General features: G+C 59.9%; 22 protein-coding genes. 18 read left to right on the top strand and 4 right to left on the bottom strand.

Annotated features, from left to right (window positions below; translation table 11 throughout):
* Positions 1-23: 23 nt before the first annotated feature.
* Both PQU92_RS01370 and PQU92_RS01365 read left to right on the top strand, forming a co-directional pair.
* Positions 24-926 (top strand): flagellar motor protein MotB, encoded by a 903-nt coding sequence (locus PQU92_RS01370; RefSeq protein WP_272746421.1) that lies wholly within the window; start codon positions 24-26, stop codon positions 924-926.
* A 50-nt stretch (positions 927-976) separates the two neighbouring features.
* The gene (locus PQU92_RS01365; RefSeq protein ID WP_272746420.1) at positions 977-1705 is read left to right on the top strand and encodes an arginyltransferase; all 729 of its coding nucleotides are present in this window, start codon (positions 977-979) and stop codon (positions 1703-1705) included.
* Here the strand turns inward: PQU92_RS01365 and PQU92_RS01360 are convergent.
* The 3 genes from PQU92_RS01360 to PQU92_RS01350 all read right to left on the bottom strand — a co-directional run bounded on the left by PQU92_RS01360 (position 1702) and on the right by PQU92_RS01350 (position 4013).
* Positions 1702-2343, bottom strand: coding sequence for an exopolysaccharide biosynthesis protein (locus PQU92_RS01360; protein WP_272746419.1), 642 nt, complete (start codon positions 2341-2343; stop codon positions 1702-1704). The genes PQU92_RS01365 and PQU92_RS01360 overlap by 4 nt on opposite strands.
* A gap of 89 nt (positions 2344-2432) precedes the next feature.
* Positions 2433-3434: a porphobilinogen synthase gene (gene hemB, locus PQU92_RS01355; RefSeq protein ID WP_272746418.1), complete on the bottom strand. Its 1002-nt coding sequence runs from the start codon at positions 3432-3434 to the stop codon at positions 2433-2435.
* Positions 3435-3464: 30 nt separating this feature from the next.
* Positions 3465-4013 (bottom strand): hypothetical protein, encoded by a 549-nt coding sequence (locus PQU92_RS01350; RefSeq protein WP_272746417.1) that lies wholly within the window; start codon positions 4011-4013, stop codon positions 3465-3467.
* A gap of 307 nt (positions 4014-4320) precedes the next feature.
* Here PQU92_RS01350 and hemA point away from each other — a divergent pair, with 307 nt between their 5' ends.
* The 15 genes from hemA to PQU92_RS01275 all read left to right on the top strand — a co-directional run bounded on the left by hemA (position 4321) and on the right by PQU92_RS01275 (position 17178).
* Positions 4321-5544, top strand: coding sequence for a 5-aminolevulinate synthase (gene hemA, locus PQU92_RS01345; protein WP_272746416.1), 1224 nt, complete (start codon positions 4321-4323; stop codon positions 5542-5544).
* A gap of 38 nt (positions 5545-5582) precedes the next feature.
* Positions 5583-5798, top strand: coding sequence for an addiction module protein (locus PQU92_RS01340; protein WP_272746415.1), 216 nt, complete (start codon positions 5583-5585; stop codon positions 5796-5798).
* On the top strand, positions 5798-6097 hold the full coding sequence (locus PQU92_RS01335; protein WP_272746414.1) for a type II toxin-antitoxin system RelE/ParE family toxin: 300 nt from the start codon (positions 5798-5800) through the stop codon (positions 6095-6097). The genes PQU92_RS01340 and PQU92_RS01335 overlap by 1 nt, the downstream gene beginning before the upstream one ends.
* 3 nt (positions 6098-6100) lie before the next feature.
* Positions 6101-6307, top strand: coding sequence for a DUF6898 family protein (locus tag PQU92_RS01330; RefSeq protein WP_272746413.1), 207 nt, complete (start codon positions 6101-6103; stop codon positions 6305-6307).
* Between the two features lie 192 nt (positions 6308-6499).
* The gene (glyA, locus tag PQU92_RS01325; RefSeq protein WP_272746412.1) at positions 6500-7795 is read left to right on the top strand and encodes a serine hydroxymethyltransferase; all 1296 of its coding nucleotides are present in this window, start codon (positions 6500-6502) and stop codon (positions 7793-7795) included.
* Between the two features lie 14 nt (positions 7796-7809).
* Entirely contained in the window at positions 7810-8379 is a 570-nt protein-coding gene (gene nrdR, locus PQU92_RS01320; RefSeq protein ID WP_438263797.1) for a transcriptional regulator NrdR, read from the top strand.
* A complete protein-coding gene (ribD, locus tag PQU92_RS01315) occupies positions 8376-9026 on the top strand; it encodes a bifunctional diaminohydroxyphosphoribosylaminopyrimidine deaminase/5-amino-6-(5-phosphoribosylamino)uracil reductase RibD (protein ID WP_272746411.1) in 651 nt (216 codons plus the stop codon). The genes nrdR and ribD overlap by 4 nt, the downstream gene beginning before the upstream one ends.
* 178 nt (positions 9027-9204) lie before the next feature.
* Positions 9205-9795, top strand: a complete 591-nt coding sequence (locus PQU92_RS01310) for a riboflavin synthase (RefSeq protein WP_272746410.1) — start codon at positions 9205-9207, stop codon at positions 9793-9795.
* A 59-nt stretch (positions 9796-9854) separates the two neighbouring features.
* The gene (gene ribB / locus PQU92_RS01305; RefSeq protein WP_272746409.1) at positions 9855-10994 is read left to right on the top strand and encodes a 3,4-dihydroxy-2-butanone-4-phosphate synthase; all 1140 of its coding nucleotides are present in this window, start codon (positions 9855-9857) and stop codon (positions 10992-10994) included.
* 83 nt (positions 10995-11077) lie between these two features.
* Positions 11078-11548: a 6,7-dimethyl-8-ribityllumazine synthase gene (locus tag PQU92_RS01300; protein ID WP_272746408.1), complete on the top strand. Its 471-nt coding sequence runs from the start codon at positions 11078-11080 to the stop codon at positions 11546-11548.
* A complete protein-coding gene (nusB, locus tag PQU92_RS01295; RefSeq protein WP_272746407.1) occupies positions 11541-12056 on the top strand; it encodes a transcription antitermination factor NusB in 516 nt (171 codons plus the stop codon). The genes PQU92_RS01300 and nusB overlap by 8 nt, the downstream gene beginning before the upstream one ends.
* A 70-nt stretch (positions 12057-12126) precedes the next feature.
* A complete protein-coding gene (gene thiL, locus PQU92_RS01290) occupies positions 12127-13086 on the top strand; it encodes a thiamine-phosphate kinase (protein ID WP_272746406.1) in 960 nt (319 codons plus the stop codon).
* Positions 13087-13122: 36 nt separating this feature from the next.
* Positions 13123-13533 (top strand): hypothetical protein, encoded by a 411-nt coding sequence (locus PQU92_RS01285; RefSeq protein ID WP_272746405.1) that lies wholly within the window; start codon positions 13123-13125, stop codon positions 13531-13533.
* A 234-nt stretch (positions 13534-13767) separates the two neighbouring features.
* Positions 13768-15918 (top strand): sodium-translocating pyrophosphatase, encoded by a 2151-nt coding sequence (locus PQU92_RS01280; RefSeq protein WP_272746404.1) that lies wholly within the window; start codon positions 13768-13770, stop codon positions 15916-15918.
* A 114-nt stretch (positions 15919-16032) separates the two neighbouring features.
* On the top strand, positions 16033-17178 hold the full coding sequence (locus PQU92_RS01275; protein WP_272746403.1) for a hypothetical protein: 1146 nt from the start codon (positions 16033-16035) through the stop codon (positions 17176-17178).
* A 55-nt stretch (positions 17179-17233) separates the two neighbouring features.
* Here PQU92_RS01275 and PQU92_RS01270 read toward each other — a convergent pair whose 3' ends face one another.
* Positions 17234-17725, bottom strand: a complete 492-nt coding sequence (locus tag PQU92_RS01270; protein ID WP_272746402.1) for an outer membrane protein assembly factor BamE — start codon at positions 17723-17725, stop codon at positions 17234-17236.
* 99 nt (positions 17726-17824) lie between these two features.
* Here PQU92_RS01270 and PQU92_RS01265 point away from each other — a divergent pair, with 99 nt between their 5' ends.
* Positions 17825-18406 carry a ubiquinol-cytochrome C chaperone family protein gene (locus tag PQU92_RS01265; protein WP_272746401.1) on the top strand — a complete coding sequence of 194 codons (582 nt, stop codon included), beginning with the start codon at positions 17825-17827 and terminating at the stop codon, positions 18404-18406.
* Positions 18407-18409 lie beyond the last annotated feature (3 nt).

Genomic DNA, 18409 nt, shown 5'->3' with positions numbered 1-18409 from the left:
GCCAAGGCGCTGACGGAGTCCTCATGGCCAGCCGCGACGCGCCGATCGTCATCAAGAAAGTCAAGAAGGTTGTCGGCGGCGGACACCACGGCGGCGCCTGGAAGGTCGCCTATGCCGACTTCGTGACGGCCATGATGGCCTTCTTCCTGCTGATGTGGCTGATCAACACGACCTCACCGGAACAGAAGCGCGGCGTCGCCGACTATTTCGCCCCGGCCTCCGTCTCGCAGACAACCTCGGGCTCCGGCGGCATCTTGCAGGGAACCGCTATCGGTAAGGACGGCGCCAAGCAAGAAGGTTCGATGGCCTTCATTGAGCAGATGGCCCCCGAATCGCCGGACATGCAGGACCGCGACGGTGTCGACAAACATACCGCCGACCTGTCCGAGACTCCCGAAGAGCAGCTGCGCGAGGAACTGCAAAAGCGCGAGGAGGCCTCGTTCCGGTCGGCGGCCGAATCCCTCCGTCAGGCCTTACAGGACATGCCCGAACTGGCGGAACTGTCGAAGAATATCCTGGTCGACCAGACGCCCGAAGGTCTGCGCATCCAGCTGATCGATCAGGAAGGCCGTTCGATGTTCAACGCGAACTCGGCCACGCCCAACGACCGCGCCAAGCTGCTGCTGCGCGCCGTGGCCAAGGTCGTCAATCAGCTCCCTAACCGCGTGACGATCACCGGCCATACCTCCGGCACCCCCGGCACGGGGCAATCCGACAAGGACTGGAAATTGTCCGCCGATCGCGCCGATGCCGCACGGCAGATTCTGCAAGGCGCCGGTGTCGATCAGGATCGCGTGGCGCAGGTCTCGGGCAAGGCGGCCAAGGAACCTCTGTATCCGGACGACCCGACCCTGGCCGGAAATCGCCGCATTGCGATAATTCTGCTGCGCGAAGCCCCGGTTTTGCCAGAAAACCCTTCTCTTTAAGCCCGATTTGAGGTCTAATCCTCTGGCAACCAGAGGCTCGACACACGGCGATGAGCGAACACTTTCCCGGACGCAAGCTCAGATACTATCTGACCATCCCCGGGCCGTGTCCGTATCTGGAGGGGCAGGAGGAGCGCAAGGTCTTCGTCCACCTGCCGCCGCTCGAAGCGATCAATGTCAACGATCAGCTGTCGTCCATCGGCTTTCGCCGCTCGCAGAATATCGCCTACCGTCCGGCCTGTCCGTCGTGCCGCGCCTGTCAATCGGTGCGCATCCCCGTGAAGGACTACGTCCACAGCCGCACCGACAAGCGCATTTTGCGCCGCAACGGTGACCTCACCCGGCACTTCGTCGAGGCCGAGGCGACGCGCGAGCAGTACGAACTGCTGCAGAAATACCTGAAAATCCGCCACCCCGACGGCGGTATGATGGACATGACCTGGCCCGATCTGGTGGCCATGGTCGAAGATACGCTGGTCCGCACCCATATCATCGAATACCGACTCGACGGGCAACTGATCGCCTGCGTGCTAGTCGATGCGCTAAACGACGGCCTGTCGCTGGTCTACAGCTTCTACGATCCGGACCTGATGAACCGCTCTCTAGGGCGCTTCGTCATCCTCGACCATATCGATCAGGCGACCCGGGCCGGCTATGGCTTCGTCTATCTCGGCTATTGGGTGAAGGGCTCGCCCAAGATGGATTACAAGGCCAATTACCGGCCGCTGGAGGCCCTGACCGACTTCGGCTGGACCCCGGTCGATCCGGAAGCAAGTTAGGACAATAACCCGCCGACGCCCTGTCCGGCGGCCACCGCGCCGTAAAGAATGACCCCCACATAGGCTGTACCGGCGATGGCAAAGGCCTGACCGGCCAGAATGAACAGGCCGTCGCGCTGGATCATGCCCGTCGCGGTCAGCAAAATGGCCAGCGCCGGCAGGGTGTTGGAAAAGGGAATGATCCCCAGCGGCAGCATCATCACGATCGCCGCCCACAGCAGCACCAGACCATTGACGCGGTTCGACAGGATGCCTGTGGTCAGGGCCGGAAGGCGCGGCTTCACGAAGCGGTCGATTTTCGCGACGATGCCGACGCCTTTTTTCAGGACAGGCACCAGCTTTTCGGTGTGGATTTCCCGGTCCAGGATTTTTTTCGGCAACCACGGCAGGCGGTTGAAGATGATGGCGACCGCGATCAGGGCAATCGCGCCGCCGAACGGGATCGAGATGCCAGGGATCGAGACCGGGATCATGAACGGCAGGCACAGCAGGACGCAGAGCAGCAGAAGCCCTTGTTCACCCATGATTTCGATGAGTTCGCGCAAGGTCGTGTGCTCGCCCTCGATCCGCCGCAGCGTGTGGGTGAGCATGTCGCTCAGGGTCTCGGTCGTGTCCGGAAAGCCGAATATCTTTTGCATAGGTCTATGCAGCAAGCGACGCGTCAGGATGCAAGCTGAAAATCGATTGCGTCCGGCCGGGTGTCCACAGACATCCAGATATACGACCCTCAGGCCTGCAATCGCTCGGCCACGTACTTGGCGAAATAGGTCAGGACGCCCGACGCCCCGGCGCGTTTGAAGGCCAGCAGGGTCTCGAACACGCCCTTGTCATGGTCCATGAAGCCCGCCGCGACCGCCGCCTTGATCATCGCGTATTCGCCCGACACCTGATAGACGAAGGTCGGCACCTTGAAAGTCTCCGACACGCGCTGGACGATGTCGAGATAGGGCAGGCCGGGCTTGACCATGACCATGTCGGCGCCTTCCTGAATATCCATCATGACCTCGCGCAGGGCTTCGTCAGAGTTCGCGGCATCCATCTGATAGGTCTTCTTGTCGCCTTTCAACGCCGAGGTGCCGACCGCGTCGCGGAACGGGCCGTAAAAGGCCGAGGCGTATTTGGCGGCGTAGGACATGATCAGCTTGTCATGCAGGCCGCGCGCTTCGAAGGCCTTGCGGATTTCGCCGATGCGGCCGTCCATCATGTCGGAAGGTGCGACGACATCGGCCCCGGCCTCGGCCTGAACGATGGCTTGCTGGATCAAAATCTCGATGGTCTTGTCGTTGTGGATCTGGCCGTCGATCAGCAGGCCGTCATGGCCGTGCGCGGTGAACGGATCGAGCGCCACATCGACGATCAGGCCAATCTCTGGCACGGCGGATTTGATGGCACGGCAGGTCTGCGCCACCAGACCGTTCGGATCGATGGCGGCGGTCGCCTCGTCATTGCGCAGCGACGGGTCGATATTGGGGAAGAGGGCCAAAGCCGGAATGCCCATGGCATGGGCCTCTTTGGCTTCCTTGACGGCCTCATTGATGCTCAGGCGATCGACGCCTTCCAGCGAGCGGATGGGGTCGCGCGCCATATCCTTGTCATGGACGAAGATCGGCCAGATCAGGTCGGACGCCGTGACGCGGTGTTCGGCCACCATATCGCGCACCCACGCGTTTTGGCGCAGACGGCGCGGACGCGACAGCGGATATGAACCGACGACAGGCTTGAATGACATGATGGTTTCCCGACAAATTCGGGGGAGGGCTTACGCGTTTTGGAAGCGTTTGCCAATCGGCTTGTGATGGTTGAGGCGAATGAGCCCCATCACCGAAGCAATCAGAATCCACACCGTCGCCATGACGGTGAGGATGGCGGAGACCACGTAACCCGAGGCGACGCCGAGCAGGGTGGAGACCGAAATCTGAGAGGTATCGAAGTCCGACAGGTCGATATCGAGTTGTCGCCAGTCGGTGATGTCGTACTGCGTCCAGATGAGGTTGACCAGCGTCCAGGTCAGGAAGACGGTGCAGATGACGGCGATGAAGGTGGCAATGGCCCAGAGTGCAAAAATGACCCAGAAGCTTTTGATCTGATATCGGAAATGGGTTTGGATATAGGAGGTGCAGTCGTGCTTTTTGATGTAGGCGAGCACCACGCCGATCAGGGCGGTCAGGCCCAGCGAGAACGGGCTGATGAACAAAAGGCCGTAGACGACATAGGCCAGATTTCGTTCATCCGACTCGCACGCATTCAGGCTGGTCAGGGGTTTTACGGCGAGGGGCGCATCGAGAGTCTTGGACGTCGAGCTGTTCATTCCGTAATCCTTTTCACCCTGTTGGCCCAAGGTATCTGAGGTCATGTGACACGCTATAAGTCGTACATAATTGCAAAAAATTCATCGCAATGCAAACAAACACGACGAAACCCTTACAAAAGGTGCGTCATTTTGCGCATCTCAGCCCCGCAAAACGCGCGTGATTTGGTTAGCAATATGGCGTATTACATCTGGTAAGGGGCGGCTATTCAGACTATATCCGCCTTAAAGGGAACCATCAGGGTTCTTCAAAAACAATACACCGAGGGCCCTGCGGCGCGGTAAACGCCACGGGTTGAGTACAGACATGGACTATACCGCCGCATTCGAGGCCGCCATCGACGCCGTCCGCAAGGAGGGCCGCTACCGCGTGTTCGCCAATATGAAGCGTCACCGCGGTGATTTCCCGCGCGCCACCTGGCTGCGCGAGGACGGCTCCGAACAGGAAGTCACTGTATGGTGCTCGAACGACTATCTCGGTCAGGGGCAAAATCCCGTCGTGCTCGACGCCATGCACACCGCCATCGACGAAGCCGGTTCGGGCTCGGGCGGCACGCGCAATATCTCCGGTACGACCTGGTATCATAACGAGCTTGAGGCCGAACTGGCTGACCTGCACGGCAAGGAAGCGGCGCTGGTCTTCTCGTCGGGTTATGTGGCCAACGAAGCGACCCTGACGACGCTGTACAAGGTCCTGCCGGGCCTGATCATCTTTTCGGACGCGCTGAACCACGCCTCGATGATCGCGGGCATCCGTAACGGCGGCGGCGAGCGTCATATCTTCCGTCACAACGATCTGGCGCATCTCGAAGAGCTGCTGGCCGCGGCCCCCGTCAATGCGCCGAAGCTGATCGCGTTCGAGTCGGTCTATTCGATGGACGGCGACATCGCCGATATCGCCGGGACGATCGCTCTGGCCAAGAAATACAACGCCCTGACCTATATCGACGAAGTCCACGCGGTCGGCCTTTACGGTCAGCGCGGTGCCGGTGTGGCCGAGCGCGACGGCGTCATGGATCAGATCGACATCATAGAGGGCACGCTGGGTAAGGCGTTCGGCATGATGGGCGGCTATATTGCGGGTAAGGCCGCCATGTGCGACGCCATCCGCCTGTGGGCTTCGGGCTTCATCTTCACGACGTCTCTGCCGCCCGCCGTCATGGCCGGGGCGACCGCCAGCGTCCGGTATCTCAAAGAACATAACGAGCGCCGTGTTGCCCATCAGGAGCGCGCCCAGACCCTGATGCGCCGCTTCCGCGAAGCCGGTATCCCGGTCTTCCCGTCGGAAAGCCACATCGTCCCGGTGCTGGTCGGCAATCCGGTTCATTGCAAGATGATCTCGGACATGCTGTTGAAGGATTTCAATATCTACGTCCAGCCGATCAACTACCCGACCGTGCCCAAGGGCACCGAACGTTTGCGCTTCACGCCGTCGCCGGACCACACGGACGAGATGATGGACGAGTTGGTGACGGCGATGGACAAGCTGTGGAGCCACTGCAACGTCGCGCGCATGCCGGCGGTGGCGTAAGCCTTGCCGGTAACGGCGTTTGGGAGTAATCTCCACTCATGAACGCCGTGTCCAAAATCTCGATCTCAGACCTCACCGTCGAAGAGCGCCTCGAACTGATCGAGGCGTTGTGGGACAGTCTTGAGGACAATGACCTGCCCGTTCCCGAGTGGCATCTCGCGGAAATCGACCGTCGGATGGAAACATTCGAACAGGACAAGGCTCAGTCGGTAAGTTGGGAGACTATCAAGGCCGAGCTTGAGCGCGACCTGTAGTGACGGCTGTATCTTTCGAATTTACGCCGGTCGCGCGTTTGGAAGTCATGGCGGCATCCCGGTGGTATGCCGCTAAAAACAGCGAATTAGCCCTTCGTTTCAATCGTCACGTCACCGAAGAACTGCAAAAAATTTGCCGAAATCCGCAACGATATGCAGAAGTTCGACCCGGTATCCGGCGTGCGCATCTGCCGGATTTCCCCTATAATCTCTATTATTGGTTAGATAGCGATATATTATTCGTCATTGCTATTCTCCATACGCGCCGTGATCCTTCGATCTGGCAAAATCGGAGTTAGATCATGTCCGAAGTCCTGCTCGAATATCACCGTCAAGGCGCGTATCTGAAGGTCATCGCCGTCGATCCTGACACCGGTGAGGAGGTCTCGACGCTGGGGCCCGCCAGTGATCCGGAGGCCGTCAAGCGGCTGGCCATCCTGAAACTGCGCAACAAGCTGGCAGCCCTCAAAGGCCCGCCGCCGGGCGGTGGCAAGGGGATCATCGTCTGATACTGTATTAGCGGCGCTCATCTATTGCCGCAGAGGTTTTCGCTTGGAATCGCGGGCGCAAAGGTTTAACAGACGCGCAATTTCCAGCGCACGTACTACATATGGTACAAGGCCCCTCAAATCTATCAACGCGCATTTGATTCCGAAAACCGCGACACACTTTTCGGAATGCGCTCTAACAGGATCATGCCCGTGAACGCACCCGCTTCCTTCATCCCGCAGAGCTATTTCAACAGTGATCTGGCCGCCGCCGATCCGGCCGTTCTGGCGGCGATCAAGGGTGAGCTGACTCGTCAGCAGGATCAGATCGAGCTGATCGCCTCGGAAAACATCGTCTCCAAAGCGGTGCTGGAAGCGCAGGGCTCGGTCCTGACCAACAAATACGCCGAGGGCTATCCGGGTCGTCGTTACTACGGCGGTTGCGAATATGTCGACGAGGTCGAAAAGCTGGCCATCGACCGCGCCAAGCAATTGTTCAACTGTAACTTCGCCAATGTGCAGCCGCATTCGGGGGCCAATGCCAATCAGGCCGTCTTCTTCACCCTGCTGCAACCCGGCGACACCTATATGGGCATGGACCTGGCCTGCGGTGGCCACCTGACCCACGGTTCGCCCGCCAACCAGTCGGGCAAGTGGTTCAAGGTCGTCCCTTACGGCGTACGCGAAGACGATCACCTGATTGATTACGATCAGGTCGAAAAGCTGGCCAAGGAACACAAGCCGAAGCTGATCGTGGCGGGTGCCTCGAACTACAGCCGTCACATCGATTTCGCGCGTTTCCGCGCCATTGCCGACAGCGTCGGGGCCTATCTGTTCGTTGACATGGCGCACTATGCCGGTCTGGTTGCCGGTGGCGTCTATCCCGATCCGCTGCCGCATGCCCACGTCGTCACCACCACCACGCACAAGACCCTGCGTGGCCCGCGCGGCGGCCTGATCCTGTCGAACGACGAAGCGCTGGGCAAGAAGATCAATTCGGCCGTCTTCCCCGGTCTTCAGGGCGGCCCGCTGATGCACGTCATCGCCGGTAAGGCGGTCGCCTTCGGTGAAGCCCTGCAACCCGAGTTCAAGGCCTATGCCGCTCAGGTCGTGGCCAATGCCCGCGTGCTGGCCGCTGTGCTGGTCGAGCGTGGCCTTGGCGTCGTCTCCGGCGGCACCGACAGCCACGTCATGTCGGTCGATCTGCGCCCCAAGGGCCAGACCGGCAAGGCGACCGAACACGCCCTCGAAGAAGCCTTCATCACCTGCAACAAGAACGGCATCCCGTTCGACCCGCAGCCCTTCACCATCACCTCGGGCGTCCGTCTCGGCACCCCGGCGGGCACGACGCGCGGCTTCCGCGAGGACGAGTTCCGTCAGATCGGTCACCTGATCGCCGATGTCGTCGATGGCATGGCGTCGAACTCCGGCGCGCCGGACGAAGCCGTCACGGCCAAGGTGCGCGAGCAGGTTCTGGCGCTGACCAAGCGCTTTCCGATTTACGCATAGTTGAAAGAGATTGAATGCGCTGCCCTTTCTGCGGAAATCCTGAAACCCAGGTCAAGGACTCCCGTCCCTCCGAGGACGGGGCAGCCATTCGCCGTCGCCGCTCGTGCTCTGAATGCGGCGGACGTTTCACGACGTTCGAGCGCGTGCAGTTGCGCGAACTGATCATCGTCAAGCGCTCCGGTCGTCGCACGCCGTTCGACCGCGAAAAGCTGGAGCGTTCCATCTCGATTGCGCTTCGCAAGCGAGACGTCGAGCCGGATCGCGTAGATCGCATGGTCTCGGCTATTGTGCGTCAATTGGAAAGCCTAGGCGAGAGCGATATTCCCTCCGAAGTCGTCGGTGAAATGATCATGAAGGCGCTCCGGGCCGTCGATGAAGTGGCTTATGTGCGCTACGCCTCGGTCTATCGCGACTTCCGTGAAACAGCGGACTTCGCGCGTCTGCTGATCGACGAATTCGACGGGGATGGCGATGTTCCCCCCGCACGAACCGCGGCACCGCACGGCAATCCCGATCCCGAAGACCCGCGCGACATCAAACGCGGTCTGGGCGAACAAGACCTGTCGTCCACGGACGATGCATGATTAGACCCTTCGTCACCCTGAAACTGGCCACGACTCTGGATGGGCGCATCGCCACCCATACGGGCGAAAGCCGCTGGATTACGGGGGAGGAGGCGCGCCGCGCGGTGCATGAACTGCGCGCCAGCCACGACGCGGTGCTGGTCGGCATCGAGACCGTGCTGAAAGACGATCCCGAACTGACCGTGCGCTTGCAGGGTTACGAAGGCTATCAACCCGCCCGCATCGTGCTGGACTCGCGCGGCCGTATCCCGCTGCATTCCAAGCTGGTTCAGACGGCGCGGGTCATCCCGACCTTCGTCGTCACCACGCATGATCTCAATCCGGAACTGGTGTCGTTAGGGGTCCGCCCGCTGAAAGTCGCTTCGAAGCATCAGCGTGTGGACCTCACCGCGGCGCTCGAAGCGCTCAACGACGCCGGGATCGATCGCCTGTTCGTCGAAGGCGGCGGCCAGATCGCCACCGCTTTTATCAAGGCCGGGGCCGTGGACCGTCTGGAATGGTTCCGTGCACCGACTATATTGGGGGGCGACGGGCGTTCGGTCGTCGGTTTCCTCGATATCGCGGAAATCAATAAGGTTATCCGCTTTTCCCGCGTCGGGGTGCAAGCTGTCGGCGAAGATCTGTGGGAAAGTTACGAGTTGGAGTAGGGCGTAGCCCAATAGTTAACCCCCTCTCCCTTGAGGGAGAGGGTTGGGGTGAGGGGGATCTGTCCATCATGGATTCGGTTGAACCCTTTCCCCCTCACCCCGCGCTACGCGCTTCCCATCGCTTGCGAAAGCTATACTTTCGCTGGCGCTATACCCTCAGGGAGAGGGGGAGGATAGAATGTTTACCGGCATCATTACCGATCTTGGCACCGTCATTTCCATCGACCGTCACGAAGGCGGGGCGCGGTTCGAGGTGCAAACGACCTACGACCTTTCAACCGTCGATATCGGGGCGTCTATCGCCCATTCGGGCTGCTGCCTGACCGTCGTCGAAAAGCGCGGTGACCGGTTTTTCGTCGATCTGTCGCCGGAGACACTGTCCCTGACAACGCTCGACACCTGGCAGGTCGGCGACCGCATCAACCTAGAGCGCGCGTTGAAGGTCGGCGACGAACTGGGCGGGCATATTGTCGCCGGTCACGTCGATGGCGTCGGCGAGCTGATCAGCCTGATCGAGGACGGTGATGCCTACCGGTTGAAAATCCGCGTGCCGCGTCCGCTGCATCGCTATATCGCGCCCAAGGGGTCTATTGCGCTCGACGGCATTTCCCTGACGGTCAACGAGGTCGAGGACGACGTCTTCGGCGTGGCGATCATCCCGCACACCTGGACGCACACGACCCTGTCGCAAAAGTCGGTAGGCGACAAACTAAACCTTGAGATCGACCTTATGGCGCGCTATGCCGCCCGTTGGCGCGAAACGGTTTAGATCGCGCCCCCAAATTCATACGCCCCATGCGTGCGGGCGTATCTGAGGTAAGACAGTTCATGACCTTTAATCGCATCGCCACCGACCTCAATCCGGTCAGTCCCGACAGCCCGATCTCGACCATCGAGGATATCCTCGAAGACGCGCGCAATGGCCGGCCCTATATTCTGGTGGATGCCGAAGACCGCGAGAACGAAGGCGATATCTGTATCCCGGCCCAGATGGCGACCCCCGATGTGGTCAACTTCATGGCGCGCTTCGGGCGCGGCCTGATCTGTCTGGCCCTGACGCCGGAACGCGCGCGGCAACTGCGCCTGCCGCCGATGGCCGCCGAAAACGGCGCCCGCAACGGCACGGCCTTTACGGTCGCTATCGAAGCCAAGGAAGGCATTACTACCGGCATTTCGGCGCACGACCGCGCCCGCACCATCGCGGTGGCCATCGACCAGACCAAGGGCTTCGACGATATCGTCAGCCCCGGTCACGTCTTTCCGCTGGTCGCCCGCGAGGGCGGCGTTTTGGTCCGTACCGGCCACACCGAGGCCGTAGTCGATATTTCGCGCATGGCCGGGCTCTATCCTGCCGGGGTCATCTGCGAGGTGATGAACGACGACGGGACCATGGCGCGTCTGCCGGACCTGATCGTCTTTGCTCAGACCCACGGCATCAAGATCGGCACCATCGCCGACCTGATCGCCTATCGCCGCCGCACGGAACGCTTCGTCGATCGCGTGCTGGAAAAGCCGTTCGAAAGCCAGTGGGGCGGGCAGTTCCGCCTGTTCGTCTATCGCAACCGCCTCGATCAGGGCGAACATATCGCGCTGGTCAAGCAGCAGCCATCGCCGAACAAGCCGACTCTGGTCCGTATGCATCAGCTTGATGTCGCCGCCGATGTGCTGGGGGCGGCGGACGGTCGCGCGGGGCTGGTCGAACGCGCGATGCAACAGATGGCGGATTATGATGGTCCGGCGGTGATGGTCATGCTGCGCGACCTCGATCCGAAGGTCCTGTCGAACCGTTTTGCGCTGGATGACGAAGATCAGCCCGCACCGCGCGGCCTGCGCGACTATGGTGTCGGCGCACAGATCCTCCTCGATCTGGGGGTGCGCGACATGATCGCCCTATCGGACTCCAAGCCGAAACCGGCGGCGCTCGAAGGCTACGGTCTCCAGATCATCGACTGGAAACCTTTAAGCTAAGAGCAAGCTAAAGCAGATTTGACTTTTGTACTTCCTCAGAAGCCGCTATTGACGGCTTCTTGTTATCTTTAAGGACGTTCGTCTTGACCCTCGAAACCCCTCTGCGCCTCCTCATCGTCGAAAGCCGTTTTTACGAGGATATTTCCGATGAGCTTCTGAGCGGTGCCAAGGCTGCCCTCGAAGCCTATGGCGCGGACTACGACGTCGTCACCGTGCCGGGCGCGTTCGAAGTGCCTGCCGCCATCGCCATGGCCGAAGACGCCTCCAAAGGCCCGGCCGGCCGCAAGTACGACGGCTACGTGGCGCTGGGCTGCGTCATCCGCGGCGAGACGACCCACTACGACTATGTGTGCGAAGAATCGGCGCGCGGCCTGATGGACCTGACGCTGAAGCAACTGCTGTGCATCGGTTACGGCATCCTGACGGTCGAGGACGAGGATCAGGCCTGGGCGCGCGCGCGTCGCTCGGAAGGCGATAAGGGCGGCACCGTCGCCAAGGTGGCGCTCGACATGATCGCCCTGCGCAAGTCGTTCCGTGGTGGCAACCATGGTTGATCCGCAAAGCCTCAAGTCGGTCATCGAGCAACTGAACGCCGCCGAGCCCACTGAGGGCAAGCTGTCGGTCAAGAACAAGCGCGCCCGCACCGTGGCGCGTCTGGTGCTGGTGCAGGCGCTGTATCAGATGGAAATTGCCGGGACTGGGGTCGAGTCCGTTATCCGTGAATTTGCCGATTTCCGTTTCGACGGCGATATCGAAGGTGAGACCTTGGGCGCCGCCGACGAAGACTTCTTCGCCGAAGGCCTGCGCACCATCGTTCAGGAGCAGGACAATATCGATGCGCTGGTGTCCGAGCGTCTGGCGGCCAACTGGCGCATCGACCGCATCGACACGACGCTGCGCGCCATTCTACGCGCCGGGGCGTGGGAGCTTAAGTTCCGCAAGGACATCGGCCTTGAGGTCGTGATCAACGAATATGTCGAAATCGCCAAGGCCTTCTTCGGCGGCGAAGAGGCGCGCTTCGTCAACGGCGCGCTGGACGGCATCGCCAAAGACACGCGATAAAGTTTGGTCGCGATATTGTAGCCGAAAACCGCTTCACACTTTTCGGCATATCGCTCTAAAAGGATCAGATATGACCGGCGACAACAGCGAATTTTCCGTCATTGATCGCCTGTTCAAGCCCTTGGCGGGGCTGACAGCGGAGGCGCGCGGCCTGATCGACGACGTGGCCGTGCTGGGCGCGCGCGATGGCTATGATCTGGTCGTGACGACCGATGCCATGGTCGAGGGCGTGCATTTCCTGTCGACCGATCCGCTCGATCTGGTGGCGCGCAAGCTGTTGCGCGTCAATATCTCCGACCTCGTCGCCAAGGGGGCCGATCCCTACGGCTATCAGCTCCTGACGGCGTGGCCCAAGGGCATGGCCTATGAGGGCAAGGAAATCTTTGCCGCCGGTCTGCGCGTCGATCAGGACGAGTTCGACTTCGACCTGTTCGGCGGAGATACGGTCTCGACCGACGGGCCGCTGCTGCTGGCCATCACGGCGTTCGGTCACGCGCCGACGGGGCGGACCCTGTCGCGGGCCGGAGCACGGGTCGGGGACCGCGTGCTGGTCGGCGGGTATATCGGTGATGCGCACTTGGGGCTTCGGGTGCTGCGCGGCGAATTTGATGACCTGTCTGACGCGCACAAGGCGCATCTGATACGCGCCTATCGTTTGCCGCAGCCGCGCGACGACATGGCCGATACGGTGCTGGAAAACGCCCACGCCTCGATGGATATTTCCGACGGCCTGATCGCTGACGCGACGCATCTGGCCAAGGCGTCGGCGGTGCGTATCGTCATCGATCTCGACCGCGTGCCGACGTCCGATGCGGCACGCGCGGCAATGGTTCTGGGGGCCGATGCGGTCGATCTGGTCACCGGCGGCGACGACTATCAGATGCTGTGCACGGCCAGTGCGGCGGGCGCGAAAGTCCTGATCGCCGCGGGCTTTGTCGAGGTCGGTCGGTGTGAGGCGGGCGAGGGCGTCGATCTGATCAGTAACGGTCAGGTGCTCGAACTCGAAGACCGGGGCTGGGTGCACGGATAAACGGCTTCTCAACCGTTTCCGGTTAGGCTCTGATCTATGACCCTGACCCGACGCATCCTTATTGCCGCCGCCGGCATTCTCACCGCAGCGCCTGCACTGGCCTCCGCCCCCGCCAAGGAGGCAGGCGCGCCGTATATCAAGCTGGCGCCCGTCGCCCTGCCGGTTATCGACAAGGGCCGCATCGTCAACTACCTATTCGTCACGCTCAAGGTCAATCTGACGGCCAAGGCCGACGTCAATACCCTGCGACTCAAGGAACCCTATTTCCGCGATATCCTGATCCGCACGGCGCACAAGCAGTCGTTTGCACTGCCGAACAAACGCGACACGCTAGACGAGGCGCGCCTCAAGGCCGTCATGATCCCGGAATTCGCGAAGATCACCGGGCCGAACGCCATAGAATCCCTCGAAGTTCTGGCGCAAAATCCCAAGAAGTCGATGAACTGATCCGGTGCGTCTGCACCGCTTTTCACAGTTTGCATTGCAATAAACACCCGAGCCTTTCTGTGTGCGGTGCGGCTATTTACTCATTAAACACTTACCCTTGCGCAGTTATCGAACTTGCGGCACTCTCCCGGTCTTGCCTGAGGGGACCGGGGCAACCGTATTGCCATCCCCAACGGTCAGTAAATAGCGGTCATCCACAGGATGAAAACGCATCAACGACTACAGGGGTTAAATATGACATCTTTAGTTTGGCTGGTCCTCGGGGCCGGTGTGTTGGGATTGCTTTACGGGGTCGTGCAGACCCTCAGCCTGCTTAAAAAGCCTCAGGGCAATGCGCGGATGATGGAAATTGCCGCCGCCATTCAGGAAGGGGCCAGCGCCTATCTCAAACGTCAATATACGACCATAGCCATCGTCGGTGTGGTCATTTTTTTTGCCGCCATCTACTTCTTAGGTATCTATGCGGCGATCGGGTTTCTGGTCGGGGCGGTCCTATCCGGCGCGGCGGGGTTCGCCGGGATGCTGATTTCCGTTCGGGCCAATGTGCGCACCGCCGAGGCCGCGTCGAAAAGCCTGCAGGCCGGGCTTAGCCTGGCGTTCGGGGCCGGAGCGGTGACCGGTCTGTTCGTGGCGTCGGGCGCGTTGCTGGGTGTGGCGGGTTATTATGTGGTGCTGACGCAGGTGCTCGATCTTGAACCGACCAGCCGCACCGTCGTGGATGCGCTGGTGGCGCTCGGATTCGGGGCGTCGCTGATTTCGATCTTCGCGCGTCTGGGCGGCGGTATCTTCACCAAGGGCGCCGATGTCGGCGGCGATATGGTGGGTAAAGTCGAGGCCGGCATCCCCGAAGACGACCCGCGCAACCCGGCGACCATCGCGGACAATGTCGGCGACAATGTCGGCGACTGCGCGGGCATGGCGGCCGATCTGTTCGAAACCTATGCGGTGACGACCGTGGCGACCATGGTGCTGGCGGCGATCTTCTTTGCCGGGACCGAGCTAGTCGGCACCATGATGATGCTGCCGCTGGTCATCTGCGCGGCCTGTATCCTGACCTCGATCGCCGGGACGTTCTTCGTGCGGCTGGGCAAGGACAACCACATCATGAACGCCCTCTATAAGGGCCTGATCGTGACGGGTATCCTGTCGGTCGGGGCGCTGGCGGCGGTCATCGAGACCGTGGTCGGCTTCGATACGCAACTGACCTATGCGGGCATGACGACGGGCTTTACCGGCCTGACCCTGTTCTGGTGCGGCCTGATCGGGCTGGGCGTGACGGCGGGCTTTATCGTGGTGACCGAATACTATACCGGTACGGGCAAGCGTCCGGTGGTTTCCATCGCGCAGGCCTCGGTCACCGGCCACGGCACCAATGTCATTCAGGGCCTGGCCGTATCGATGGAATCGACGGCGATTCCGGCCCTGATCATCGTTGCCGGGATCATCGGCTGCTACCTGCTGGCCGGGCTGTTCGGGATTGCGATTGCCACCACGACCATGCTGGCCCTGGCCGGGATGATCGTGGCACTCGATGCGTTTGGACCCGTGACGGACAATGCGGGCGGCATCGCCGAAATGGCGGGTCTCGACAAGGAGGTCCGCCACACGACGGACGCGCTTGACGCGGTCGGCAACACCACCAAGGCCGTCACCAAGGGCTATGCCATCGGTTCCGCGGGCCTCGGCGCGCTGGTCCTGTTTGCCGCCTATACCTCGGATCTCAAATATTTCGCTGCTACGGCCGCGTCGGGCTCGTTCTTCGATGGGCTAGGTGACCTGACCTTCTCGCTGTCGTCGCCATGGGTGGTGGTAGGCCTCCTGATCGGCGGCTTACTGCCCTACCTGTTCGGCGGCATGGGCATGACGGCGGTCGGCAAGGCGGCTCAGGCGGTCGTCGAAGAGGTGCGGCGTCAGTTCCGCGAAAACCCCGGCATCATGGCGGGCACGTCGAAGCCCGACTATGGCCGCGCGGTCGATATGCTGACCAAGGCGGCGATCCGCGAAATGATCGTGCCGTCGTTGCTGCCGGTCCTGTCACCCATCGTGCTGTTCGCCGTCGTCTATGCGATCGCCGGCGCGGTCCCGGCGTTCGAGGCGCTGGGCGCCATGCTGCTGGGGGTGATTGTCACGGGCATCTTCGTGGCCATTTCGATGACCTCGGGCGGCGGTGCGTGGGACAATGCCAAGAAGTCGTTCGAGGACGGTTTTGTGGATAAGGACGGCGTGCGGCACCTGAAAGGGTCAGATGCGCACAAGGCCTCGGTGACGGGTGACACGGTGGGCGATCCGTACAAGGATACGTCGGGTCCGGCGGTCAATCCGATGATCAAGATCACCAATATCGTGGCGCTCTTGATGCTGGCAGTCTTGGCGCACGCGGGTTGAGTCAAATAAATATTACAAAATTTATTAGAGCGGCATCTTTTAGGTGTCGCTCTTTCTATATCTATTTTTGCGAGTAATGCTTAAATAAGCCAATGCTTTTAAGAGAGCTCTGCAATGCCACTAGTTTTTGATGATATAATTCGAGACCGTAATGGTAGCCGAAGATATGGAGAATCGCAGTTTGGATATCTAAATCTTTCTAATAGGATCGAGGCGGAACGTGTTCGTAATTTAATTGAAAGTTGGGTTGTCAATTATCCCGAGATGCATCGCAGGGGATTGATAAGCCGTCTAAAATCAAAGATAGACCAAGTATTTTTTAGTGCTTTTTTTGAACTAACATTACATGAGTTATTATTGAATAATGGTAATGAAATTATAGAAATTGAGCCCACAGTTGCATCTTCAAGGCATCAACCAGATTTTTTAGTTCGTGCGCAAGACGGAACATGTTTCTATCTAGAGGCCGTAATTTCAATGAATGAAACGCCTCAAGATGCAGCGGCTGAAAGCCGACTAAATGATGCAATACGAGCTATTGATGACGTGGATTCGCGATTTCATTTTCTTGATCTCGAAATTGAAGGTCGCCCATCTAGTCCCGTTACACTGCGTAAATTGAGAAATCTGTTAACCAGTTGGGTAGCGGCAATCCCTCGAAATAACGAGGCACGTAATGTTCCAGCTTTTGTGTATGAAGAACATGGAGTGAAGTTCACTATAGTTGCGATTTTGCGTAATACGCCACTTAATGAAGTTGGTCGCGCTATTGGGATACAGAGTATGGAACCATATTGGGGGACTCCTGGAGATGGTATTCGAGAATCTGTAGCGAAAAAAGCATCCAGATATGGTGTGCTTAATGCGCCATATATCGTAGCCGTTAACGCTATGGGGGAATATCAAAGAGAGGAGGATGCTATTGATGCTATGTTCGGCTCTCCCAACGTTGTAATTAAAACATTTAAGGACGGACGTGTTGAGGCTAAGGACAGTAGAAACGGCGACGGTGTATGGTTTGGTCCTCGTGGCGTACGTAGAAGGCAGTTAAGTGCTATTCTTTCAACAGAAAGGTTACATCCTTGGAGTGTTGGTCAACGGCGCGCACGTCTAATCCGCAACCCATGGGCAAGTTTTCCATTTAATTCTGGTTCATTTGGAATCGATCAGCGAAACCCTGCGAATGGCAGGCTGGTCGAATTAGAGGGACAGTCGTTTGCTGAGATTTTTGGATTACCTGCCAGTTGGCCTGAAGATTGAAAAACCCCTCCGGAGCGCTCCGGAGGGGTTTTGAATGTTATAAATCGCGTAACGACTACTCGCGGCGGCGCTGACCGCCGGGGTTGGTGTCTTCCTCGTTGGTGATCGTCTGGCGACCGACGTTGCCAAGGATCTGCTCCAGCGCCGTCAGTTCGCGGCCGCGGGTCGGGGTCTTGTTCGGGTTCAGCGCGATCTCGCGGCTGTCGGCCAGCGACAGGTTCTTCACGGCGGCGACCTTCTGAGACTCCTTGTCGAATTCGACGATGGTGACGACGCGCGAGGTGATCGTCGCGGGCTTATAGGTCATCTTCTGGGTCGTTTGCGTGATATAGTACCAGATGTTCGGATCGTAGGTCGCCACCTGCGACGGCGAGCCGAACTTGGTCTTGACGCTGGTCTGGGTGTCTTCGCCGACCTTGATCTCGGTGGCCGGATTGGCTTCGATGGCCAGATACCCCTGACGCGACAGGCTGGGCGCGCAGGCGCTCATGGACACGGCCAGAGCGGACACGGCGGCAATTGCGAGGAGGGTAGCAGGCTTTTTCATCGGGATTCCATGTTTGACCTCGGGGGCCAGACTGTTTAGTGCAATCTTGAGGCCGAATGAAGGCCATAAATATTCCGACTTGGCAAGAAGAGCGTCCCGATGCTGGAGAAAATCCTCAAATCGCTTGGCCTGCAAAAGGCACGCCCGACCGAAAAGGCCGGTGAAGCGCTCTATGCCGCCGCCGTCGCGCAATCGCGTCAGGTCGTCTTCTATACCGACTATGGCGTCAAGGACGAGATCGGGGCGCGATTCGAACTGCTGGTTCTGCACGTGGTCATGCTGGTCGATGCGCTGAAATCGGACGAGCCCCAGCGCAAGGAAACCTCGCAGGCCCTGTTCGACGCCCTGCTGCTGGCGCTTGACGACACCCTGCGCGAACAGGGGATCGGCGATTTGACCGTGCCGAAGAAAATGAAAAAGCTGGCGCAGCAGGTCTATACGCGACTGGTGCGCTGGGACGAAATCTGGTCGGAGGGCGGCGATGACGCCACCCAGACCGACTATATTCTTAAAACCGTCTATGCGCAGGACGAGAGTGAGGCGGTCGAAGCCAACGCGCCGCTTTGGGCGGCGGGCTTAAGCGCCTATATTACAGAGGTCCGCCAGGGCGTGGACGTCAACGAACTGCTGGCCGGACGCGTAAACTGGCCGCACATTACCGAGATCAAGGTAGAAGGGTAAGAT

It is taken from the genome of Asticcacaulis aquaticus, from assembly GCF_028550415.1.
GTDB classification, from domain to species: Bacteria; Pseudomonadota; Alphaproteobacteria; order Caulobacterales; family Caulobacteraceae; genus Asticcacaulis; species Asticcacaulis aquaticus.
Note: the sequence above shows the minus strand (reverse complement) of the source record. Positions and strands in the feature narration are given on the sequence as shown.